18 protein-coding genes are annotated in these 24,955 nt (G+C 47.4%); 3 read left to right on the forward strand and 15 right to left on the reverse strand.

All coding sequences use genetic code 11. The features are described from left to right. Positions 1-8: 8 nt before the first annotated feature. The 4 genes from C7R94_RS10960 to C7R94_RS10975 all read right to left on the reverse strand — a co-directional run bounded on the left by C7R94_RS10960 (position 9) and on the right by C7R94_RS10975 (position 9,273). A complete protein-coding gene (locus C7R94_RS10960; protein ID WP_106780919.1) occupies positions 9-4,568 on the reverse strand; it encodes a type I polyketide synthase in 4,560 nt (1,519 codons plus the stop codon). A gap of 17 nt (positions 4,569-4,585) precedes the next feature. Continuing rightward, complete coding sequence (gene fabD / locus C7R94_RS10965; protein WP_106780921.1) at positions 4,586-7,879, reverse strand: ACP S-malonyltransferase; 3,294 nt, start codon at positions 7,877-7,879, stop codon at positions 4,586-4,588. Positions 7,880-7,893: 14 nt separating this feature from the next. Next, complete coding sequence (locus C7R94_RS10970) at positions 7,894-8,586, reverse strand: MBL fold metallo-hydrolase (RefSeq protein ID WP_106780923.1); 693 nt, start codon at positions 8,584-8,586, stop codon at positions 7,894-7,896. A gap of 90 nt (positions 8,587-8,676) precedes the next feature. After that, positions 8,677-9,273, reverse strand: a complete 597-nt coding sequence (locus C7R94_RS10975) for a 4'-phosphopantetheinyl transferase family protein (RefSeq protein ID WP_158264672.1) — start codon at positions 9,271-9,273, stop codon at positions 8,677-8,679. Between the two features lie 416 nt (positions 9,274-9,689). On the opposite strand from C7R94_RS10975, the gene loaP reads away from it, so the two are divergent. Beyond that, entirely contained in the window at positions 9,690-10,220 is a 531-nt protein-coding gene (loaP, locus tag C7R94_RS10980) for an antiterminator LoaP (RefSeq protein ID WP_106780927.1), read from the forward strand. Between the two features lie 1,788 nt (positions 10,221-12,008). Next, on the forward strand, positions 12,009-12,479 hold the full coding sequence (gene cbpB / locus C7R94_RS10985) for a cyclic-di-AMP-binding protein CbpB (RefSeq protein WP_047067754.1): 471 nt from the start codon (positions 12,009-12,011) through the stop codon (positions 12,477-12,479). Between the two features lie 67 nt (positions 12,480-12,546). On the opposite strand, the gene C7R94_RS10990 is transcribed toward cbpB, so the two are convergent. The 3 genes from C7R94_RS10990 to C7R94_RS11000 all read right to left on the reverse strand — a co-directional run bounded on the left by C7R94_RS10990 (position 12,547) and on the right by C7R94_RS11000 (position 15,155). Further along, positions 12,547-13,647, reverse strand: coding sequence for a YheC/YheD family endospore coat-associated protein (locus C7R94_RS10990; RefSeq protein WP_106780930.1), 1,101 nt, complete (start codon positions 13,645-13,647; stop codon positions 12,547-12,549). Between the two features lie 164 nt (positions 13,648-13,811). After that, on the reverse strand, positions 13,812-14,372 hold the full coding sequence (gene mnmM, locus C7R94_RS10995) for a tRNA 5-(aminomethyl)-2-thiouridylate-methyltransferase MnmM (protein WP_106780932.1): 561 nt from the start codon (positions 14,370-14,372) through the stop codon (positions 13,812-13,814). A gap of 33 nt (positions 14,373-14,405) precedes the next feature. Beyond that, a complete protein-coding gene (locus tag C7R94_RS11000; protein WP_106780935.1) occupies positions 14,406-15,155 on the reverse strand; it encodes an MBL fold metallo-hydrolase in 750 nt (249 codons plus the stop codon). A gap of 53 nt (positions 15,156-15,208) precedes the next feature. Between C7R94_RS11000 and C7R94_RS11005 the strand changes: the two genes are divergently transcribed. Next, positions 15,209-16,243 (forward strand): YkvI family membrane protein, encoded by a 1,035-nt coding sequence (locus C7R94_RS11005; RefSeq protein ID WP_106780937.1) that lies wholly within the window; start codon positions 15,209-15,211, stop codon positions 16,241-16,243. Between the two features lie 46 nt (positions 16,244-16,289). Here C7R94_RS11005 and C7R94_RS11010 read toward each other — a convergent pair whose 3' ends face one another. From C7R94_RS11010 to recA, 8 genes are all read right to left on the reverse strand, one after another. Continuing rightward, the gene (locus tag C7R94_RS11010; protein WP_047067761.1) at positions 16,290-17,156 is read right to left on the reverse strand and encodes a 2-oxoacid:ferredoxin oxidoreductase subunit beta; all 867 of its coding nucleotides are present in this window, start codon (positions 17,154-17,156) and stop codon (positions 16,290-16,292) included. Continuing rightward, positions 17,128-18,906, reverse strand: a complete 1,779-nt coding sequence (locus C7R94_RS11015; protein ID WP_047067763.1) for a 2-oxoacid:acceptor oxidoreductase subunit alpha — start codon at positions 18,904-18,906, stop codon at positions 17,128-17,130. The genes C7R94_RS11010 and C7R94_RS11015 overlap by 29 nt, the downstream gene beginning before the upstream one ends. A 282-nt stretch (positions 18,907-19,188) precedes the next feature. Beyond that, the gene (locus tag C7R94_RS11020) at positions 19,189-19,803 is read right to left on the reverse strand and encodes a dipeptidase (protein WP_275051359.1); all 615 of its coding nucleotides are present in this window, start codon (positions 19,801-19,803) and stop codon (positions 19,189-19,191) included. 166 nt (positions 19,804-19,969) lie between these two features. Then, the gene (gene spoVS / locus C7R94_RS11025) at positions 19,970-20,230 is read right to left on the reverse strand and encodes a stage V sporulation protein SpoVS (protein WP_003385776.1); all 261 of its coding nucleotides are present in this window, start codon (positions 20,228-20,230) and stop codon (positions 19,970-19,972) included. A gap of 118 nt (positions 20,231-20,348) precedes the next feature. Next, positions 20,349-21,143, reverse strand: a complete 795-nt coding sequence (locus C7R94_RS11030) for a TIGR00282 family metallophosphoesterase (RefSeq protein WP_106780939.1) — start codon at positions 21,141-21,143, stop codon at positions 20,349-20,351. Positions 21,144-21,252: 109 nt separating this feature from the next. Beyond that, positions 21,253-22,794 (reverse strand): ribonuclease Y, encoded by a 1,542-nt coding sequence (gene rny, locus C7R94_RS11035; protein WP_007719154.1) that lies wholly within the window; start codon positions 22,792-22,794, stop codon positions 21,253-21,255. A gap of 273 nt (positions 22,795-23,067) precedes the next feature. Then, positions 23,068-23,709, reverse strand: coding sequence for a RecX family transcriptional regulator (locus C7R94_RS11040; protein WP_106780942.1), 642 nt, complete (start codon positions 23,707-23,709; stop codon positions 23,068-23,070). 67 nt (positions 23,710-23,776) lie between these two features. Continuing rightward, entirely contained in the window at positions 23,777-24,835 is a 1,059-nt protein-coding gene (gene recA / locus C7R94_RS11045; protein WP_106780944.1) for a recombinase RecA, read from the reverse strand. Positions 24,836-24,955 lie beyond the last annotated feature (120 nt).

Raw genomic sequence — 24,955 nt, forward strand, 5'->3', positions numbered from 1 at the left:
ATTGGGTATCAGCTCTTGTCAGCGCCGATTCTTATTGCCTCGCGCACACATGAACCGATCTGACGCAGCGATGCTTGAGCAGACAGCTCGGCCGGCTGCAAATCGATATGATACTGCTGATTTACGGACATGAGCATTTCGTTAAGAACGATCGCATCGATCCCGTATTCCTCCAACCGAGTATCCACATCAATTTCACCGAAATCCACTCGAAGCCATTCTGCGGCTAAACCAGATAAATACGTCAGCACAGGATCGGCTGTCTCATCGGCCGATACCGAAGAAGCTGCTACAGGATACTCCTGCTCCGATGCACTGCGCCTCTTTCGCTCCGTTATCAGCCGTTGGATATTGGACGAGAGCTGTTCCGGATAGTTTGAAATCCATTCATCATGCTTCATATCAATGAGCGGATAAGGCTTTGTTGTTTTGATTAGCATCATTTGGTCAAACGGCCCGGCAAGGAGCGTCTCCAGTGCGTCCATCGCTTCTTCCGACTCGATGGAGCCAACCCCTGCTTGTGCCATGCGCTTTCGGTAATGTTCCGAGGAAACGATGCCTGTGCCTCCCCAGTAGCCCCAGTTTATGACCTTCACTTTGCATGGCCATTCCATCGCCAGATGCTGTGCGAATGCATCTTTGAAGGTGCATCCTGCCGCGTAATTGCTCTGACCTCCGGGTTTTGCAAAAGAGTTCATGGAAGAGAAGAACAGGACGAAATCCAATGGTTCCCTTCTGAATACCTGTGCGATCCTTACGCTCACGTCCACCTTTGCCGTCAATCCCGCTGCGAACCGTTCCTCCGACATATTCGCCAAACTTTGATCCAAAAGCACAATTGCCGAGTGTATGACGCCATGGATCCGTCCGTAGCTGGATTTTATACTCTCGTACGCCAGTTCCAGCGCCTTCCCGTCCTTTGCGTCTGCTTGGATGTAGCACGGAGACGGCCCCAGTTTTGACAGCCGATCGATCTTCTCCTGAATACCGGTATCAATCTCTCGCCGGCCAATCCAGACGATGTTCGCCTGATACTGGCGAATCATATATTCGCTCCATGCTTCTCCGATTCCGCCGGTTCCGCCGATTACCGCATAGACCCCTCCCTTCCGATAGGCTGTACCTTCGGGTTTGGGGATCTGCGCCGGGATCATTTTCTGCCGGTACCACTCCTTGGACCGGTATGCCCATACATCGCCCCGCTCATCAGGCGGCAATGTGATCAACTCTTCAATCGGCCAAGCATCTCCCTGCTCCAAATCGCCAAAGCTAACTGACCAGTTCGGATATTCCTTGGCCATCGAGCCGATAAGCCCATGCAGGCTTGCATGAGCCGGCCGAATCGTTTCCTTCTGGGATACCTGCACCGTTTGGAATGTGATGACTCTCCATTTTAACGGCTTTGCGCCATATCCAAGCAAAAGCAGCACTTTGATGATCCGAAACAGGAAAAGCACGCCTTCATGCTGCGCCGCAAGCATCGCATCCGATTCAGCTGACTCTATCGAATCGTCAGGAGCAATCCAAACAAAATGGCCGATCTCGCCGCATTTCTCCAGCTTTCGCGCCAATACTTTCAGGTCATCCTCCACCTGTAGCTGTACATCCAGCGCATTCGGAATAACCCGCCATATCTTGTCACGGCTCGCTGCCGAACCCCCGGCTATTACGGTTCGTATGTTCGGAGCATCCGTTTTACGTGCTGCCAGTGTGATCGGGTCCCATAGCGGCACCATTAATCCTGCATACGCCTTTGACGCCTCCGGTTTTACAGGATCTGAGACGCCGTCGGCGAACCCGCCCTCCAGCGGCCTTAGAACGAAACCCTTGATACTCACACAGACGCTGCCGTCCTCATCGCATACATCAATACGGAGACGTTTAGTCATTTTGCTGTCTTCCGGTTCTTCCTCGCTTACAATCGCCCAAGCAGCAGAAGAGCACGGACGTATAATTTCGAGCTCCCGCAACGTAAATGGCAGCAAGGGATTGCCGCTTTCACCAACCGCCGTTTGTCTGGCATTTGAATAACCGTAAACTGCCGTCTGCAGAGCTGCGTCCATCAAGCTCGGATGAAGAATAAAGTGATTTCGCGTATCGGAAATGGGTTCCGGCAGCAACAGCTTAGCTGCAATAATGCCGTCCATTTGATATAGTTGCTCAATTCCTTGATGAGCCGGACCATAATGAAGGCCCATCCCCCCCATACGTTCATAACAGACGAGCGATGGGACAGGGGTTCCCCCGGAGTTTAAGAAATCTTGAATTTGCAGCTTCCTGGAAGCCGGATCAGCCGAACGAAACGAGACATGACCTTCGCAATGAAGAACACGATCTTGCTCTGATTCACCGGATACGCTGTACACTTGAAAGCTGCAGCTATCGTCACTTTGAACCGAAAGCGACACATGAACCTCAACGGAGCTATCTGTTACAATAACAGGCTTCGACCACACCACCCGATTCAGCACGATACGCTTACGTTCGCCTAACCATTTCCTGCTGGCCTGTTCAGCCGCCTCGCGAACCATTTCCAAGTAAACGACACCCGGCAATACACGCTTCCCGGCGACGACATGATGAGCGAGAAAAAATTCCTCTCCTGTGAAAACCGAACTGTAGCGAACGCCGGCAAAGTCCGATGTGTTCCGATGCAGTACTGGATGAAGCTCACCTACACCTCCGCTGCCTGACGTCGGCACAATGGCGGATTCCGGAGTATTGCCCGTAATCCAGTATCGTTCTTTGGTAAAAGCATAGGTAGGCAGCCGAAGTCTGTTCAGGTCCATTCCTTCAAAGAGCGCCAATGCATCGAAGTCATAGCCCTTTACGTACAGCTCTGCCAAAGCCGATATTTTCTCCCGATACTTTTGCGTATCATTCACACATTCGCGGAGGTCCCGGATCAGTAGGCCTGCCAGCTCTTGAAAAAGCGCAGTTTTGGTCTTTTCTATTTTGGAAGCTTCCTGCTTCAAAAATTGCTGTGCCTCTTTCCGGTCGGACAACAGCTCCTTTAAGCGACCTTTAAGCTCCTCCACACTTTGAGCCGCGATAGCGGTACGAATGCCAAAATGCTGCTTGCGCAGTAGCAAGGCTGCACTAAGGTCTGCGGCTTCACACTCGCTTCCTTCGCTGTCCAACCATGCAACGAACGTCTCTAGCGATAGAAGAAGCGATTTTTCAGACTTTGCAGAAAAACAAAATAGATGGCACGGCAATCCATTCTGTGCCATCTTGTGAGACGGTCTCTGCGGTGCTTCCTCGATCAGCACATGCCCGTTCGTACCACCAAAGCCGAACGAGCTTACGCCGGCTCTTCTCGGAAGCGGCTGTTGATTATGATCCAGAAGCGGCTCCCATTCCCGCGGCCGGTCCACCATATAGAAAGGAGTCTCGGTTAATTCAACCCGATGGTTCAACGTTTTGAAATTTTGTAATCCGGGGAGTGTTCGGTGCTTCATAGAAAGCAGCACTTTAATCACGCCCGCGATGCCTGCTGCGGATTCGGCATGCCCGATATTTGTTTTGGCTGAACCGATGCCGCAATAACGATGACTAAGCGGCTTATCCATCTCTGCTTCGAGTTTTTGAAACGCAAGCGTAAGGCCCTGAAACTCAATCGGATCGCCTTTAGGTGTTCCTGTGCCGTGTGCCTCCATATAATTCACCTGATCCGGTGTTAGACCCGCTTTGCGGAACGCCTCCTCGATGACTTCAGCCTGCGCCTGTGCATTCGGATAAGTTAAGGTGTGTGTCTTACCGACATGATTCACAGCGCTTCCTTTAATGACACCATGGATTAAATCGCCGTCTTTTTCCGCCAGTGCCAAGGGCTTAAGCAAAATAAGACCGGCGCCTTCACTGCGAACATAGCCATCCGCGTTATCATCAAACGTTTTACAGGAGCCCGTAGGTGACAGCATGCCTGTTCTGGAAAATGAAATATGGCGGGTCGGAGTCAGGATCAGACTGACGCCACCCGCCAAAGCCATGCTGCATTCACCCGTCTGCAGCGATTGGACCGCTAAATGAATCGCTTGCAGCGAACTTGAACATGAGGTGTCCACTGAAAGGCTGGGCCCTCTCAGATTCATAAAATGGGATATGCGATTCGCGATAACAGCTGCTGCGGTTCCCGTCGAATAATGAGCTTCAATAAGGCTAGAGGGCCTCTCCTGCAGTTCCTTGTAATCCAAGTTGAACACGCCGATATAGACCCCTGTCTTGCTGCCCGATAACGCTGACGGGACGATCCCGGCATCTTCAAGACACGACCAGGAAAGCTCAAGCATCATCCGCTGCTGCGGATCCATCACCTCCGCCTCTCTGGCCGATATGCCGAAGAACGCGGCATCAAAAGCGTCTACATCGTCAATAAAGCCGCCCCATTTGCTGTTGGTCTTCGCATATTCAACTTTCGGATCTCCCCAATAATCTCTCCAGTCCCACCGCTCCTTGGGAATTTCCCGGATGGATGAACGGCCCTCGATTAGATTGGACCAGTATTCATGATAATTCCGCGCCCCAGGTAGTCTGCAGGACATCCCGATGATTGCTATATCAACCATAACGTTCTCCTTCTCAGTCAATTGCCAACCAATTCGGAAATTCGGTGGTTCAACAGGGCTGCCGTTTCATTCAGCAGCATCTCTCCAATCTGATCGATATGACGGTTTCTCCAATGCTCCAACTCCGTGCCCAGCACCCATTGATTGAATGCTCCGAGCGCAGGACCGCAATGAATTTGGTAATCTACCTTATGTTCCTTGCTACCCGTCATCGCCAACCGCGTCGAATAAGAGAAATACCACTTGAATATAAGCGCCATTTTATGCTTTGGATTACGCTCCGCCTTCTCGATTTCGGCAGGAGATTTGTGTGCTATAACTTCCTGATAGATTTCTTCAAAGGAACGATGGAAAAACTTATCCTGAAGACGCTCCCTTGTCGCCTCGTCTATTTCTTCCAAGGCGTTGAAATGCCGGTACAGATCATACAATTTATTCGCTCTTGCGGGGAAAAACAGGCCCTTCTTTAAAACCTGTATCTTGGCGCCGATTTCAAACATATCGCCCGCCGGCGCATAATCGGTATCCTGCACATTCGCCTGCTGCAGAAGGTCTTTAGCGGCATCACTAGTCGCAGCCTCCACCGTGCATTGGTTAATGGAACCGGTCACAAGGAAATCCGCACCTAGCAATATCGCGGCAGCCGCAGCCTCAGGAGTTCCGATCCCTCCGGCAGCACCTACGGAAATCTCGCTCGTATAACCATGTTCGCGTACCATGTCGTCACGCAGCCTGATCAATGTCGGCATGAGCACATACGCGCTGCCTTGATCGGTATGTCCGCCCGAATCCGCTTCGATGCACAGATCGTCGGCAACTGGCACCATTTGCAGCAAGCGAACTTCTTCCTGCGTGATTTTACCTTCTTGAACAAGCCTCTCAATGATCCGCTCCGGTGCCGGCCTTAGGAAATTGGATGCGACCTCGGGTCTGGAAACCTTGGCGATAATTTTGTTTCGAATCTCCACCGTTCCGTCCGCTCTTCTTGTCAGTCCCTTCGCCCGATATTTAATGAGCGCGGGAGTCATGGTAATAAAGGAAGAAGCCTCTATTACGGTTATGCCGTACTTCAAGTAAAGATCAGCAACCGCTTCTTCGAGAGCCTGGTTATCCGGATGGTGAAGAAAATTCATTCCATAGGGCTCGCCGCCGCGTAATTGGCGCTGAATGTCCCGAATCGCTTCCTCGATTTGCGTAATCCTTAGTCCTCCGGAACCAAAGAAACAGAGCATGCCGGCCTTTCCGGCTTTCACAACCATTTCAGCCGAGGCAATCCCCTTGTACATCGCGCCCAAAACATAGGCATATTTCAGACCGTACCTGTCCTTGAACGCCGGACTTCCAAGCGAATCTGCAGTGATCGTCTTCCGGGTGCTCGGCATGGAGACCGATTCCCTGTCAACGAACGGCAGATCGTCCAGCTGTTCGTTTGTGCTCGACTCCCCCGGCGTTTCTTCCTCTACGAATAACGGAGAACTCGACTGCCGGATCTTCTCCGTCAGCTTTGTAAGCACATCCTTCGGCCCAACCTCCTCGAACAGCTCTACCTCTTTTCCCATTAAATAGCGAATGGTGTCCGTCCAATTGACGGAGCTTGTGATTTGCTCAGTCAAGTTGCGTTTGATTTCGTTGAACCGATACGGACGAGCAGACACGTTTGCGATGACAGGGATAATAGGCTCCCTGAAGATAAAGTTATTCAGAAATTGCTCGAATTCTTTCTTCGCTTCATTCATATACCGGGAATGGAATGCACCACTGACATTAAGCGGAATGTACATCCCTGCTCCTGCCTGTTCAAAAATGCGCTGCGCCTCTATTATATGGTCTTTACGCCCTGACAAGACGGTTTGCACGGGCGAATTATAATTGGCAACGTCAATTTCCAAGTGTCCATTCCGGCGAATAATGTCTTCAACCTCTTGCGCTTGTATGCCGATTACTGCCGCCATTCCTCCGCCTGTAGCCAGGGCCATCAGCTCGCCCCGCTTCTTAACGAGACGCAGTCCGGTTTCGAAATCGAAAACTTCTGCCGCAAACAGGGCATTATACTCGCCCAAGCTATGACCGGCTACAAAGTCGGGACGTCTGCCTGTTTCCTTACTTTTCTTCATATACATCAGAGCATTGACGGTGTATAGAAGCGGTTGGGTAAAAGCGGTATTGCTCAACTCATGCTTCGGATCGTTCAGGCATAGCTCCTTTACCGAATAACCAAGAATGGCATCCGCCTTTGCAGTCATATCCGGAAATTCATCAAAAAGTCCCTCCCCCATGCCAACGTGCTGCGAGCCTTGTCCTGGAAAAAGATATGCGATCATGGTTTCGTCTTTCCCTCCCGTAATCGAGTCATTTGGTCTTGCGATCGTTCGCTTGAGCTCATTCATTTTCTCAAAGTCAAAACCATATACCGTCAGAAGCCCGGCACTTTCAGAGCTTGAATCGTCCTTAAAGAGACGTTTCGTGAAATTTGCGAGCACCCCTGAAGGGCTCAAATCCAAATAAACGGCCGGCTGTTCCCGCTCCATAGCAATTACTGCTTCTCGAAACCTCATCGGCTGCCTGACCACATCCCAGAAGTATTCGTGCCTCAAAGCTTCAACCAATTCTCCAGTCATGCCGGACAAAAAAGGAACGACCGGTTTTTGAAGCGATAAAGTACGAAGATGACTGATAAACGCGCTTTCGGCTGGATCAACTCCCCTAGAATGGAACGCGTAGGAGACAGGAAGCCGAACGGAAGCAATACCCTTATCCCTCAAATGCGCATGAATGCCGTCCAAGCCCACATTGCCGCCTGCGATCACGAAATGCCCATCGTAGTTAACTCCTGCAAGCTCGGTGTTGTTATATAAGAGCGGGTTATCCCGAAAGGTGCGCGGATCATCCAATACGGCCAGCATCCCACCGCTTTCACAACTCATCTCAAAGGTTTGAGCCTGTTTGATGACAGCAATGAGGGCCTGCTCCGGGTCTATAATATTGGAGACAGCGGCCGCGACAAATTCCCCGAGACTGCTGCCCAATACATAATCAGGAAAGATTCCGTGATGAAGCATCTCTTGTGCCAAGGCGTACTGCACCATAAAAAGAGCCGGATGAGTAAAAAGCGTCCTATCGAAAGATTCTGCTTTCGAATGTCGAGGGTCATAGAGCAGCTGCATGATGGATCGGCCAACTAACGGTTCGGCAATTTGATCCAGCCGGGTCATCCATTTTTCGAATACATCTCCCTCAGCTAGGAGCGTCTCACCCATGTGATAATATTGGGAGCCTTGACCCGAGAACATAAACACGACTTTTTTCTCCATTTGTCCCCTCCGTTTTACTTTCGTCTCTCTCTCGCATCCGAGCCATAGCCTTGAGCATGACGCATTCGGAACGAAATGAATTGCGCACGATTCACAAGGTGAAAATAGATGTTGTTCTCCAATAAATACCAAAGCGGATATCCAGGCTCTTTCCCGTATGAATGTCCAGGATAGACTCTGGCGTAGATCGGCACGGTGTCTCGTATTTTTTGCAAGCTATCGAACATATCATCCGGATTTCCGCCGGTTGTATCGCATCTGCCGCAGCCTTCGATAAATAGCGTATCTCCTGTTATCAAACAACCGGATAATCGATAACAGGCGCTTCCGGCAGTATGGCCCGGCGTAAGCATACAGGTAATCGTGGTGTTTCCCAGCGAAATGGTATCTAAATCGTTAAACGTATGTAAATTGGGCGCAGAAAAGGCGTAATACTGCGCTTCCTTGGCTGATATGTACACATCGGGCCCATATCGTACACTTAGCAATTCCACAAGATTGACGTGATCAAAATGAGAATGCGTTAACAAAATGGCATGCAGCTTAACGTCCAGCCCCTCGATTACCGTCAAAATTCGATCGAGTTCCCAAGAAGGATCTACAAGAGCAGCCAGCTTTGTCGCTTTATCGACGATTAAATAATTGTAATTGGACAATTCATTGAGATAGCTAGTAGAAATGGTATGGATCTGATAGGATTCGCTCATTGCAGCTAACTCTCCCTTCAGGAGCAAAACCCAAAACAAAAAGCCCCACTAAGTGGAGCCGAGCATCATTTTTTTCTATAAACACGGTTTTTATTTTATAGTTGCACTTTGTTTACGGCAGCCGCAATCGAATGCCAGAAAATAATTTTGCATTTCCAAGGGATCTAAATGCCACTCGCTTTTGCGAGGGGCTACGATTGACCAGACGTAGCCGCAAGTCAAGTATGTTTTGGCGCTGTATTGCGGAAAATGCGTGAACGTACTCACATAAAACCCGTCGTAAGTCTGAATCGTTTCGATCTCTAGCAATTCGAACGGGATGGTAAGTCCCGTTCGAAGCACCTTTGACAGCGCCTCTTTGCTGGACCACAACAACGTTAATAAAAATTCTTTGTTGCTAATAACAGTTGCGCCGCTCTCCATCTCCGCCACTGTCATTTGACTGGCCATTGTTTCGTTTCTAGACGGATTGATGGCTTCCACATCGATTCCCATTGGGCTCCCTTCTGGGAAAACAATAGCAGCTCCCATGCATTGGCAATGAGAAATGCTGACCGCTAATTTATCCGAGCTGCCGGTATGAAGAACTGGCTGTCCGAAGACTCCCCGGCTAATGGTTATCTTTGTTAAATCAAACCGGCTCATCATTGTCGAAGCCGCTCGTTTGGCAGCTGTTCTGCCTAACAAATAATTTCTCTTTCCGACATGAAATGTCAATTTTTGACATTCTTCCATTTCGTCGAGGCCGAATATAAGCGGATCTATCCCAGGTTCCTTATCCTCGCCGATATGAACGAAGCTTAGCCCAGCGTTCATGGTTAGATCGGGCCTATTCAACACGATGCATTTCTCGAATGAACGCCACTGCAATGATGACCACCACCCAAAAATGGACATGACGAGACATTTCGCGGCTATATAGCAGCAAAAAATGCATCCAATATTCTGAATCCAAAGCAAACTAACGTGCCGCAACAACGATTAGTTCGTGCCGTCTGGGACTATGTACAAAGATAGTTTACTGAATTATAATCTAATTGTACCACAAAAGTCGAATCCTGTAAATTTTACTAGAATTATGTCACACTACGAGGAGGGAATTGATGAATTGGTATGCCCTTTATGTAGAGACCGGATACGAAGAACGAGTGGCCAAATTTCTTTCGGAGAAATTCTCTTCTCGCCAATTAAGGGCCGTTGTACCGAAAAGAAGGCTTCCTGAACGAAAACAGGGTCTTATTACCCACCCTTTAAAAATTATGTTTCCGGGTTATCTACTCATCCAAACGAATATGGACACAAAGACATACTACGACCTTAAAGAAACCCCTAGAACTTTCAGGCTACTAAATAATAATAAGCAGACAAGACAACGATCGGATGGTTTACTGCAAGTGTCCGAAATCGAAGAAGCAGAAATCATTCCGATTTTAAAAATGCTGGACACAGACGGGGTACTTGGATATTCAACCTTAAAGATTACCGACTCCAAAATTACCGTCAAGAAAGGTCCCCTTGCCGGAAAAGAAGGAATAATAAAAAAAGTGAATCGGCGAAAGAAAAGAGCCAAAATTGTCATTGACTTTCTAGGAGACGAGAGAATGATTGACGTTGGAATTGAAATATTGGAGTAAACATCCATATTGCGCAGAAAGGCTGCCGAATTTTTTGCGATCGGTTAGCCAATGAAGGGCTCGGGTACGAAGCGCCCCCCACCCTTTCCAGTAGGCAAGTTGTGGAGTTGATCAAAAAGATTTAACTCTATGAATAAAAAATTTCCATTCTAAAGAAAAAGAAAGACTAGAAAATTAGTAAGTCTTTTTAATTCAGAAAGTGATTGATATTCCCACAAAAAGTTATGAAGTTCTTTTCGCATTAGGTACATGAAATTCACTTTTCATGTACAGAAAAGTGAAACTCTCAATCGTTTTAGAGGGAGGTAAATTAGTGCTGGACTCTATTGATAATAACTAGCAATAATGATTACAAAACCCATGTAGGAAAACAACATTTCCTACATGGGTTTATACTTTCACATGCTAATCTCACGCTAAATACTTAGTATTTTAGTGTCGTCAGACTACCGTATGGGGAGCATATCAGTCTTAGACTCGCCGCTACTTTGTTAAGCTATCGATCTAGTTAACTCAATAAGATCCATGTTTTTTAACTTTAGCTCTCGGCCTCAACGGCGGATAGACGTTCCTCGAGTTTAGCTAAACTCGCATGTAACTGAGCATTTTCATCCCTGAGTTTTTCGTTTAAGCCTTGTATAGCAGCCAAGGCTATCCTCTGCAAATCTATGCTTGAGATATGTAGATTATCCTCTCCATTTACTCCGAAGGCCACTTGGAAATCCTGAGCAGTCGGGCCAATGTGACGCTCACTGGACGGGGCCTCTTTGTAGTTCTAAGACTGAATTGGTATTCTTTCTACGTTATCAAGAATCTCAAGCGTGTTGACGTCGGAAAAATTCTCCTTAACGTCTTGTCACTGGGGAGCCTACCCCCACGTGCATACGTCAAGACCAGCATGTATATTTCCACTAACAGTGTCGATTACTGTAACTAATCCATCTGCACCAACCACGAAGACCATCCCACCATCTTTGTTGAATCCCTGGATAATTTTACCATCTCCTCTATGTCTGACCTGTAAAACTGGACTTTAGTTGTGCCTAACAATTGGGGTGCAGCTTAAATCTAATTACTGCCAAAAGAAACCCATGTCTCATGAAAAAAGTGCGGAGTTTGCCTCTTTAGAGATTGCGGAAGGAGAAATATCCTCCGCCAAAGCAGCAGGAACCACAGAAAAGAGACCGATGGCAACAGCGACGACGCAACTTACGATTGATTTCCTATTCAATATAATTCCTGCATTAGTTTAATTTGGATTAGGTTTGTATAGTTCAACATAGAAGCGATTATTACTGAATTTTCCAATAAGGAACTGTTTTTGGTTGTTCAAGAAAAATAAGAACAGGAGTTGTTGAATTGATGCGATCCTTCTACTTATTATCAAATGACTTCGGAAAATTAGTGCGCCATATCAACGTTTTTCCATTTATTCACAAGTAAGTAGTCACAAACCACTTCAAATAAACAAGCGAAGAAACAACTTCCAACGCTTCATCCAATCCCTGCTCTTCCACCAGTTGCAAAAATTGCGTTTGAAAACCGTTCCGTTCAATCCGCGTCTCTGATGAGAGATAGTTAACGTCAACATCGCCAGCCGTTTGCTAGGAAATGCAGTTTTCACCGCCGATTGCAGAGTAAATTTTTCTTCGTGGAGGTGAAGCCTTGGCAACGCCAAGTTTTCTAAATGTAGCCCTACCGTTTGTACCTCTCTTACGGTATCATAGAAGGGGACCACAGGCAGTTCTTACTGCTTTAGAAGACAGAAAGAAAAGGTGGTGGATCTGAATGAATCAAGAGATCCCTTTGTTACATATTCCGATCAAAGATCTCATAATCGCGTCCACAAAGGTCGCACATGTGCAGCTAGGTAATTCGCTTGAGCACGCCCTGCTAGTCCTAATCAAGTCCGGCTATTCAGCCGTTCCTGTACTGGATCATCAGTATCGTTTGCATGGGTTAATCAGCACGAATATGATCATGAATAAGACTCTTGGTTTGGAGCGCTTCGAGACTGAGCGTATGTCCGAACATATTGTAGATGATGTGATGGATACGAAGGTCCCTCGATTGCGTGACACCGATGAATTTTTGAAAGCATTAGAAGTGTCCATTAATCACCCTTTTGTCTGTATAGAAGACGACGAGCACTATTTCCAAGGAATTTTGACTCGAAAATCGATTTTGGCTTTGGTATATCGTCACTTTCGCAATCTGCCCTTTCCTTTGGCTGACCAACAACAGCCGGCAGAATCGTAGATCACCGTATACGAAAAGACGGGGCAATAAATGCCACCGTCTTTTTCAAATTCTTCTGCGTTCTTCCTTAAACCAATTGGCTCGGCGCTAGGAGCTGATGTTTCCGTTTCTTTTTTTCCACGAGCAATGTCTGGGCATACTCCAGTGGATGACGGTACGTTTGTTTAAACATCGCCTTCTCTCCTGCTTTGAAAAAAGAATAGCGTTGATCACGCACATTGACTTCAATTAAATACGGATTGCCTCGCTCGTCAATTCCCATATCCATCCCTAAGTCTGCTAGTGATGAAAAATGCCGACCGTACTGCTTCGCAATTTCCACCGCCGCTATGCCTACTCTATCCATGACCGCTTGTTGTTGTTTTACCTCAGGAAAAATCGGTGCCAAAGCTTCCGCAAACGGTACTGCTGTCCCACCACGCGAGAGGTTGCTGAGCTTGTTTTTCTTATTGGCGACCTTGGCAACCATCCCGCTAACTGTCCACTGCTTCTCTTTGTTTTTCTGCACCGAAACACGAATATCAAATGTTTTGCCTCCATAGCGCGCCAAAGGAATTCCTCGCTGGATCAAAAATCTTTTGTTACCGACCCAACGTCGCACCGTGGAGAGTATTTGCGAACGAGATAAGATCTGACGTTTTTTCGATGCAATGAAGTGATAATTGCCTCCGTGCCGTTCAATACGTGCTACCCCAATTCCAACAGATCCAATTGAAGGCTTGACGTACACCACCTGGTACTTATCCAAGAACAGACGCAACTGCTCCATGGAATAAGGCACTGTATGGGGCAGATAGCTGCGAATCTGTTCGTTTTTCCAGAGCATCTGATGTACTTTTCTCTTATCTCGTACAACCAAGCCGTTGAATACTGTCTTCTTTTGGCTCAATCTTCGAATGACATTCCGTGCTTTTGAATCCCCTGTCAAAACACGATTGTGGATGACTCGCGGGACCGAAACCAGCTGTGAAACGAGTCGGTTTCCGTTCCAAAAATATCCCTTGACCCGCTCATCTCCTGGCTTCACATGCCGCGGATGGAAAAAAACAGGCTCCAATCCAAGCTCTTTACCGATTTCGACATAATAAGGCAGACGCTCATATGACTTGATGCCATGAATTCCTTTCTCCATAAGGGCCCAATCCAACATTATTCCGATTCTGTCCACGTTGATCCCCCTTGCCACATTGCTCTACATAGGGTATGTGCCAGAAAGGGCAAGAGCGTGCCTATTTTTGTACACCTGTCGGCGACCCGACAAATTATTGCTTTCTCACAGGAATGATGTCGGATGCTGCACTTGCCCGGGAAAGGATCCCGTTGCGTTCTTCTTTATTGTCCCCTGCGTTCGATAGCCAGTAAAAATGGTGCTTGGTTTTGCTGATTGATATATTGGTATTTTAAAACCAAGTAATCTAATTGACTTAGCTCGTGGCAAAATGCTTCCACTGCCTCTTTTTCTGTCTCTCCTGCCGGGTGCCCCCAATAAATCATGACTGTCATGATTCCCCCTGGTCTGAGCACCCTCAACCCCGATTGAATCGCCTGAATGGTACTGCTCGCTTGTGTGGTGATTTCTTTGTCTCCACCCGGCAAATAACCCAAATTAAACATGATCGCCGCGGCACTAATCTCCAGCTTGTCAATTTCCTCATGACTGGCGAGCTTCATTTCTACCCTGCTTGCCAGACCTTCTCTCTCAAGTCTCTCTCGCGTTTTCTCGATCGCCTGTGGCTGGATATCGAAGGCGATTACTTTCCCTTCTTCTTGCACCAATTGCGCAAGAAATAAGGTGTCATTTCCATTCCCCATCGTGGCGTCTACAACTGTTTCTCCTGCTTGTACGCGTTCACGGATTAACTTGCGTGCGACTTCTAATACATTAGGAAACAAAGTCAACTCTCCTCTCTATGTACACAAACAACGTTATAAATCGATTTGCAGACCGATTCGCGCGGCATAGACTGGACCTGCGACAAAGGCATGCGCCTCCGCGATTACCTGCGACTCATCATAGCCGTAAAACAAATGCGTAACTAATAAAGAACGGCACGATAGGGATTGTGCCAATTCTGCTGCTTGGCGAACAGACAGATGCCCATTTGGCTTCGCTGGTAAATTGTAATCCAGATACGTCCCCTCGCAAATAAACAGATCCGCTTGACTTGCAAAGCCCTCCCAAGCTGTCCCTGGTCCACTGTCAGCTCCGTATACGAGAACACGTCCGTTTGCTTCTAAGCGCATGGCGTAGCATGGATCACCGTCGCCATGGTCTGTCCGTAAAAAAGTAATCACGACGTCCCCAATGGTAACAGACGTTTCTTCGGTGATTGGGGTAAATGTGGTCGCTTCTCGATACACCAATGTCTGAGCATTGACAACTGGTAACGCAGGAGCGTAGATCGGAAGTGGCTTGTCAGTAGGTCTTTGGCCAAATAACTGATGAACCATCAAACCGTACTGCATCACTCCTACATCCGCAACATGATCATGATGATAGTGAGATAAGAGCATGGCATCTAGCTCATAAATGGGTAAATGCTTGCCTAGCTGCGCAAGAACACCGCTGCCGCAGTCGAGAAGAATTTTGACACGCTCTGTCTCAATCAGGTAACCCGGAGTAGCACCACCTGGGCCAGGATAAGGAGATTGATAGCCTAACACAGTAATGCGCATATTCGGTTCACTCCCTCTCATAGGATGGAATAAGGTGGGACAGGAGGTCTGAGATGCAAGGAACATGGAGAGCCGCATGGCAGATCGCTTTTACGTATATTGGGACAGTCGTAGGAGCTGGTTTTGCCTCAGGCAAAGAAATTGTAGAGTTCTTTGTTCAATATGGAACACAAGGCTTAGTTGGCATCATTCTGGCGACGACGCTGTTTATTTGGGCCGGCATCCGCGTCATGCTGATTGCCTATCGGATTCAGGCCGATTCCTATCAAGCGGTCAGCATCTATTTATTTGGGCATCCGTTTGGCACTGTGTTTAATACCTTGCTTCTAACCGTATTGCTAGGCACTACCTCCGTCATGCTCGCTGCTACCGGTGCGATTTTTTGGGAGTCTTTTCGATTATCCCCCCAAATCGGCATTTGGTTTAGCATGATTTTGATTTTTTTCGTGACGAAAAAAGGGCTGTTTGCCATCCATCACGTGAACAGCATTTTTGTTCCAATGCTCATTGGGTTTACTGTACTTGTCTTCCTTTATACGAAGCCATGGTTAGATACGAGTGTCGTCGTTGAATCGTTACGGCCTTGGGCGTGGCTTAGCTCTCCCTTTTATTATGTTGCCTTAAATGTCACACTTACACAAGCGGTTTTGATTCCGATGGGCAGACAGAGCACAAGCGAGAAGCCTCTTATTCTGGGGGGAATCATAGGAGGGTTGGGAATCGGCCTTCTGCTCTTGCTCGCTTACGCTTCTCTGTCTGTGAAAATGCCGGGAATCCATCACGCGGAAATGCCCATGATCGCTGTGCTGCAAGGCTTAGGACCAACTATTCCCTTTTTGTTCTCCCTATTGGTATATGCCGAAATTTTCTCGACTCTTGTGGCAAACGTATTTGGTCTAACCCAACAGATTAGACAAGTTATCCCCCTTCGAGGTCCGACTATTATACTCGGGATTTTGCTCATTTGCTATTTGATCAGTTTTATCGGGTTTAGCTCGCTTCTCCGTTTCCTGTATCCACTCTTCGGTCAATTGGTTGTCTTTTTCCTTGTCATGCTCGTGTACAGGCAGTGGCGCGATCGCCTGTAACAAAAAAACCTCTCCCGTTAAGGAGAGGTTTTTCACTCTATCAAACTTAAGCAAATTCTTTAACCAATTTTTCGAAGTCTTCTTCAGACAAACGAATATCTTGGTTAGCCAAACCTTCTTCTTTGAAGCCATTTACGAGAGCTTCGTAAGGTTTTTGCTCAGTATTTTGGTAGATCAGACCTGTAATCAGGCCTTTGTGTTGCATAGAGGTAGACATTGCTTTGATACGGTCATGTGGATCGTATCCTTCGATCGTGTCTACTGGTACGATGTTCTCTTTGAACCAGTCGTACGTGTTTACCTTGTTGTAGGTCACACAAGGGCTGAACACGTTGATCAAGGAGAAGCCTTCGTGTTGGATACCTTTTTCAATCAGTTCAGTCAAGCCCTTCAGATCGCTGGAGAAGGATTGAGCAACGAATGTCGCACCTACAGACAGCGCCAGTTCAACTGGAGAAATGGAGGACTCGATGGAACCTGCCGGTGTAGACTTGGTCACGAAACCAGTCGCAGAACGCGGGGAGGTTTGACCTTTTGTCAGACCGTAGATTTGGTTATCCATTACGATGTACGTGATGTTCATGTTACGACGGATAGCGTGTACAGTATGGCCCATACCGATCGCGAAACCATCCCCGTCACCACCTGCTGCGATAACTGTCAGCTCGCGGTTCGCCATTTTCACACCTTGTGCGATTGGCAGGGAACGTCCGTGAATACCGTGGAAACCATAGCAGTTGATGTAGCCGGAAATACGACCAGAGCAACCGATACCGGAAACAACCGCCAGATTTTCAGGTTCCAGGCCTACGTTTGCTGCGGCGCGTTGAATAGCCGCTTGGATGGAGAAGTCTCCACAGCCTGGGCACCAGTTTGGCTTAACGTTATTTCGAAACTCTTTCATAGTCGCCATGTTTTACCAGCTCCTTCACTTCAGCATAGATTTCCTTCGGCAGGAATGGGTTACCGTCATATTTAAGCACGGATTCGATTTTTTCAGCGTTTCCAACGTGTTGTTTGAGCAGGTTTGTTACTTGAGCTTGGATGTTGTGCTCAACAACAACGACTTTCTTCGCTTTGTCCACGAGTGCTTTGATTTCTTCAGTTGGGAACGGATGCAGCAAACGGATTTGTGCATGGTTTACTTTGATTCCCTCTTGTTCCAGACGGCCTTTTGCTTCTTGAATCGTACCAATTGTGGAGTTGATACCCACAACCAGAACATCCGCATCAGCGTGAGGAGCATCTGCTGTTACAGCGCCTTTGAAGTTTTTCAGGACGCCTTCCATTTTACGCATACGTTTATCCATTTGTTGAATACGGTTTGCAGCATTTTCAGATGGACGACCCGTTTGATCATGCTCAACACCAGTTACATGGTGCAGACCGTATTTTTGACCAGGAATAACACGAGGAGAAACGCCGTCTTCTGTTACTTCATAACGTTTGAACAGGTCGTTTTGCTCTTTTTCTGGCAATTCTTGTCCAGCAAGCAGTTTTCCGCGACGGATTTCTACTTTGCTGTAGTCAAATGGAGTTACTGTTTGTTTGCCCAAGGACAGTGTCAAGTCTGTCATCAGGATAACAGGCAGTTGGTATTCTTCCGCAATGTTAAACGCTTCAACTGCATCGTAGAAGCACTCTTCTACTGTGCTTGGTGCGATAACTACTTTTGGAATGTCACCATGTGTACCATAGATCATAGCATTCACATCGGATTGCTCGATTTTGGTAGGCATACCGGTAGATGGGCCACCACGCTGTGTGTTCACGATTACAACTGGTTGTTCCGTGATACCAGCCAGACCGATTGCTTCCATCATCAGGGACAGACCAGGACCTGCAGAAGCAGTCAAGGAACGAGCACCCGCGAAGTTAGCACCGATTGCCATTGTTACAGCAGCAATCTCGTCTTCTGTTTGGATAACCGTACCGCCCAATTTAGGCAGCTTTTTAATCAAGTATTCCATTACCTCGGAAGCAGGTGTGATCGGGTAAGCTGGCATGAAACGGCAGCCTGCTGCTACAGCACCCAGAGCGATCGCATCGTTACCGATGAGGAACAGTTGTTTTTGTGGGTCAGCCTTTTCCATTTGGAACTCAGGCAGTTGACCACCAGTCAGTTCATTTACAAAATCAAAACCGCGGCGAATGGCATCCATGTTCTTTTCAACCACTTTTTCGCCCTTGCGGAGGAACATATCTTCAACGATGGGACGGTAGCTTTCCACTGAAATGCCGAGGATGGCACTGGAAGCACCAATCGACACCATGTTTTTCATCAGGGAAGTTCCCAGCTCATCAGCGATCTCAGTCAGTGGTACAGTGAAGAAGCGAACTGGCTTCAAGCCGTCCGGCAACTTAGGATTAAATTTCGCATCCGCTATAATGATACCGCCTTCACGAAGCTCATGCGCATTGAAATCGATCGTCTCTTGGTCAAACGCTACGAGAATGTCCAGATCGTCAGAGATCGCACGCATTGGCGTTGTGCTCACGCGAATTTTATTGTTCGTGTGTCCACCCTTAATACGGGAAGAGAAGTGACGGTAGCTATACAGATGGTACCCCATCCGGTTCATCGCCATCGAGAAAATCTCACCAGTACTCTCGATGCCCTCCCCTTGCTGTCCTCCAACTTTCCAGGAAAGTTGACTAATCATTCAGATTCCACCCTTTCAGTGACTGTGAGAAAAGCTGCCTATCACACCTTGAAAAGACTGATAAGATGTGACATTTCTGTGCATAGACAGTAACAATTGTAGTCCTGTCCATGTCAAATTGCAAGTGCTTTTACTCAACTTACTTTTGACCTGAATTTTAATGTTGAACTTGGTACATTAATATCCTCATGCTTTATTGTAGCACGTTTCCGAAAACACGCAACCAATTTCCTTGCACAAATTTCAATACTTCCGCCTCTTTATAACGTTTTAACAAAGCTTCTAGTAACTGGGAGTAATCTGCTGCGGATGCATGTCTCCAAACGTCTCGGTAATCCCATCGAAATCGGAGCCAAAACCTACGTGGTCTACGCCACCCAATGCGCAGATGTGATCCAAGTGGAGCAACAAGTCATCAATCCAGACCTTGCGCTTCTCCGATACGGTAAAGAAGTCTACAAACGTCAAGCCGATCGCTCCATCATTGGCGATTAACGCTTGAATTTGCTCGTCCGTCAAATTGCGAGAGTGATTTCCACTCGCTAGGGCATTGCCATGATTCCAGGTCAGCGTCATCCCTCGTACGCCAAGCCGGAACCACGTGCGCAGCTGAACGAGGCTCTCTTCTAATGCATGCGCGCCTTCTACAAACAGAATAGCCCCTTTCTGTCCCTTTAATACGCATTCTGCCAAATCTCCCTTTGTAAAAATGGGACGGAACTTATCACTCGCCACCTTTTGATAAAAAATATCGATCATCTCTAGTACTGTATGAAAACGTCGTCCAAACGGCACCTGAGAAGGGACAAAACAGGCAAGCACTTGTATGTCTACATTCCCGTTTTCAAGAGCGGTAAAACCAGAATGTAAGAGCTTGTCTTCTTTATAAAAGTCCAGATCGGGATTTTACCATAGCTAGCATAATACATCGCAATTGCGCATCAAAGATTTTCATATGGAAACGCTCCTTCTGTTCGATAACCTCGGAGGTAATACTTCTAGACAAACGAAAAAACCTGTTCATTCTTCGAACAAACAGGCAGGTGAAGCATTTGCAGTTGTATCATCTGGGTTCTACGATTAATTTGATTGCAGTTCGCTCTTCTCCATCAATCACGATGTCGGTAAAGGCTGGAATACAAATGAGGTCAACTCCACTCGGCGCTACGAACCCTCGTGCGATTGCTACTGCCTTCACAGCTTGATTAAGCGCCCCAGCGCCAATGGCTTGAATCTCAGCCGCTCCTCGTTCACGAAGAACTCCGGCAAGGGCACCAGCAACGGAATTGGGGTTAGACTTTGCTGAAACTTTTAATACTTCCATCCTTTTTGAACCTCCCGTCTGATAGGAATCCTGTCATCATTAGAATGATATTCGCATAACCCCTAAAAATTCCTGCTAACTTGCTTGAAAGATTCAAAAAATTCTAATCTTATTCCCATTATTCCATAAACGGATGGTCAGAGTCAATTCTGATTCGCTCCATTTTTTTCGCATGCCCAGTCGCTTTATCTAGGGTAATCAGCACCGCATTCAACTGTGCTGGATCTGGCGCTACCTCAAAACGAACAGGGAGCTGCGTCAAAAATTTCTTAATAACAGCTTCGCGTTCCATCCCCAAAATGCCATTACTTGGGCCACACATTCCTACATCACACAAAAATCCGGTTCCTTGAGGCAAAATCCGTTCATCAGCGGTTTGCACATGGGTATGTGTCCCCACGACGGCTGTTACCTTCCCATCGAGATACCATGACATTGCTTGCTTTTCCGATGTGGCTTCGGCATGAAAGTCTACAAAAATGAGCTTCGTACGCTTCCGTGCTTGCTCTACCAGCTTGTCAGCCATTTGGAACGGACAGTCAAGCGGTGGCAAGAACGTACGCCCCATTAAATTAATAACCGCTAGTTCCCCTTCAGGTTGCTTGATATATGTAATCCCTTTTCCAGGAGCTCCTTCTGGGAAGTTCGCGGGTCTGATCATCCGCGGCTCATCATCAATAAAATCGAAAATTTCTCTTTGGTCCCACGTATGATTCCCGAGCGTAATCGCCTGAACCCCCCATTCGAAAAGCTCCTTGGTAATTTTCTCTGTAATCCCGCGACCATGCGCAGCATTCTCTCCATTCGCTACGATAAAGGTAGGATTGTATTTTCGTTTTAGTAACGGCAGATATGTTTTCACGATCTCTCTGCCAGGCGAGCCCATAATATCTCCAATGAATAACAACTTCATTACCAAATCACCTCATTGCTAGTATACACAATTCCTCTGCTCATTAGAAAACTTGACTTCGGCAAGCAATTGATGTGCGATAAAAAAAGTAAAGTGGCACGCAGCCACTTTACTTTGCATACTCAACTGCCCGTGTTTCACGGATAACCGTTACTTTAATATGACCAGGGTAGTCAAGTTCATTTTCAATTCGTTTCGTGATATCCCGTGCCAGACGGGTAGCTTCCGCATCGTCAATCTTATCAGGTTGAACCATCACGCGAATTTCGCGTCCTGCTTGAATCGCATAAGACTTTTCTACGCCATCGAACGACTCAGAGATTTCTTCCAGTTTCTCCAAACGTCTGATATATGTTTCCAATGTCTCACGGCGTGCACCTGGGCGTGCGGCAGACAGAGCGTCAGCAGCTCCCACGAGCATAGCAATGACGGAAGTTGGTTCGGTATCACCGTGATGAGACGCAATACTGTTCACTACTACGTGATGCTCATTGTACTTCTTAGCCAGTTCAACACCGATTTCAACGTGTGAACCTTCTACTTCATGGTCAATCGCTTTTCCGATATCATGCAGCAAACCTGCACGTTTGGCCAGCTTCACATCTTCTTTCAGTTCTGCCGCCATTAAACCGGCGAGATGTGCCACTTCCATAGAGTGCTTCAGTACGTTTTGACCGTAGCTTGTACGATAACGCAAGCGTCCGAGAATCTTGATCAGATCCGGATGCAAGCCGTGAACGCCTGTTTCAAACGTTGCTTGCTCACCGTATTCACGGATTCGCTCGTCTACTTCGCGACGCGCTTTTTCCACCATTTCCTCGATGCGAGCTGGGTGAATGCGACCATCTGCGACCAGTTTATCCAACGCTGTCTTGGCAATTTCTCGACGAATCGGGTCGAAGCCAGACAGGATGACTGCTTCTGGAGTATCGTCAATAATCAGATCGATACCAGTCAACGTTTCCAAGGCACGAATGTTACGTCCTTCGCGTCCGATAATACGTCCCTTCATCTCATCATTTGGCAGCGTAACCACGGAAACGGTTGTTTCTGCTACGTGGTCGGCTGCACAACGTTGAATGGAGGTCGTAATGATCTCACGAGCACGCTTGTCCGCTTCTTCCTTGGCTTGAGTCTCAATCTCCTTGATCATCACAGCCATTTCGTGACGGACGGTATTCTCCACATCTGTGAGAATGATCGTCTTCGCCTCATCCTGCGTCAAGCCGGAGATTCGTTCTAGCTCTGATACTTGTTCTTTATATAAGTGCTCTACCTTGCTTTGCAGTTCTGCGATGGCACGGTCACGCTCGGACAATTCTTCTTCTTTGCGCTCCAACTGCTCCATCTTGCGGTCCAACGATTCTTCTTTTTGTAGAATTCGTCGTTCCTGACGCTGGATCTCATTGCGTCTCTCACGCAATTCAGTTTCCGCTTCGGATCGAAGCTTGAACACTTCATCCTTTGCCTCCAGCACCTTTTCCTTCTTAACGGCCTCGGCGTCCCGTTTGGCTTCCTCCACGATCTGTCGTGCAGCTTCTTCTGCACTGGAGATCTTCGCTTCCGCAATCGATTTACGAGTGAAGTAGCCAGCACCCAAGCCGATCAGCAGGGCAACGAGCACAATGACAACAGTAATTATAGGATCCATAGGCTTTTTCGTTTCACCTCCTTATTGTAAGACATCTCCCCGCTTTCCAAGCATTTGTTTTTCATGGAGTGCTCTCACATTTGAACATTCGGCTAAAAAACAAGACCGATTTTACTCGGTCCGCTGAATCCGTACTGCTTTCGCACGGTTGTTCAGTTGTTTCATAGGCAACGAGTGAGCAAATCACAAAAAGTTATGATACACCAAGTAAATACAAACCTATTTTATTATTTGTGAACAAGAATTGTCAAGATCATGCAAATAGAGTTGGCCCTAACTATCGCTTCTATGACGCAATTCTTCACGCATTTGTTGAATGATCGCATGAGAGAATCCCTTGCGCATCAGCATGGACAGCAGCTTGCGTTCTTCATCGGGGTTCGGTGCCCCCTCTATGCGTCGCGCCTTCTTCTCTATCAATGCGCGGGCAGCATCGAGTTCAGCCTGCCTAGACACGCCACGTACTGCATCCTCTACAATCGCTCTGTCCACTCCACGCTGAGTAAGCTCCATACGCAGCATATACGGGCTCCGCGGCTTCAAACGCAATCGCTCGTCTACCCATTGCTTCGCAAATGCTTCATCATCGATGTAGCCGTGATCCTTGCAGCGCTGGCATATCTCTTCGGCAATCTGCGTAGAAAATCCCTTCTCTACCAAATAAGAATGCAGCTGACTGCTTGTCCGTGGGCGTATGCCAAGGTATCGCAAAGCACCTAAATACGCTTTATGCTTTTCTTCTGCTATCAGGACTTCTCGGCAAAAAGCTTCATCTAATTCCGTGCCCTTAAATAGGTTGTACTTTACCAGTATGTCTTCATGTACGGTAATGGCATACTCGCCTTCTACATCGATATGGTAGCGTTGCTTTTGTTTGATATCTCGATGAACGGCAGTGATCAGGCCGCTCTTCATGATGATTCACTCCTTCGCAAAGCTAAAATAACAGCCTGTCTCATCGACAGGCTGCTGTTTTACTTTCTTACTCAAGATCAAATGTAGGCTCTTCATCTTGCTCTGGGTCATGCTCTGCCTCTGCTTCTGGAACAGAACCAGGGTTCAGGCTGAAGTATTCGCGCACTTTAGTTTCAATCTGTGATGCAATGTGCGGATTTTCCTTCAGGAAGACCTTCGAATTTTCTCTACCTTGGCCGAGACGCTCTTCGTTGAAGGAATACCAAGCACCACTCTTTTGCACGACATCAATCTCAGAACCGATGTCGAGAATGCTACCTTCTCTGGAAATACCTTCACCGTACATGATGTCCACTTCTGCAACCTTAAATGGCGGAGCCACTTTATTTTTGACAACTTTGATCTTCGTCTTGCTACCCAAAATGTCGTTGCCGACTTTGATAGATTCCGCTTTACGAACATCCAAACGAACACTCGCGTAGAACTTCAAAGCGCGTCCACCTGGAGTTGTTTCCGGGTTACCGAACATAACTCCCACTTTTTCACGAAGCTGGTTGATGAAGATCGCAATCGTTTTGGACTTGTTGATGGCACCGGACAGCTTGCGGAGTGCTTGGGACATCAAGCGTGCTTGCAAACCTACGTGAGAATCTCCCATCTCGCCCTCGATCTCTGCTTTTGGCACGAGTGCCGCAACGGAGTCGACTACGATAATGTCTACCGCACCAGAACGCACCAGCGCTTCCGCGATCTCCAACGCTTGCTCACCAGTGTCTGGTTGGGACAACAGCAATTCGTCGATGTTCACACCCAGCTTAGCAGCGTAAACCGGGTCCAAGGCATGCTCAGCATCGATAAACGCAGCTTGTCCGCCTTGTCTTTGCACCTCTGCGATCGCATGAAGTGCTACTGTTGTTTTACCGGAAGACTCTGGTCCGTAAATCTCAATAATCCGTCCGCGTGGGAATCCACCCACACCAAGTGCGATATCAAGAGCAAGCGCTCCACTTGATACAGTAGAAATCTGAACGTTGGAAACTTCCCCCAACTTCATAATAGAACCTTTACCGAATTGCTTTTCTATTTGACGCAATGCACTCTCCAAAGCTGCGCGACGATCTGACAAATGGTACACACCCTTTCAATTTTTCGCTTCTGTTTTGCTTGTCTTCATCATACCTCGAGACAGAAGTGTTTGCCAAGTATTTTTTGCGAACAAATATTCGCATCGTAAAAAAGCAGCCAT

The organism is Brevibacillus sp. NRRL NRS-603 (assembly GCF_003013445.1).
Classification (GTDB): domain Bacteria; phylum Bacillota; class Bacilli; order Brevibacillales; family Brevibacillaceae; genus Brevibacillus; species Brevibacillus formosus.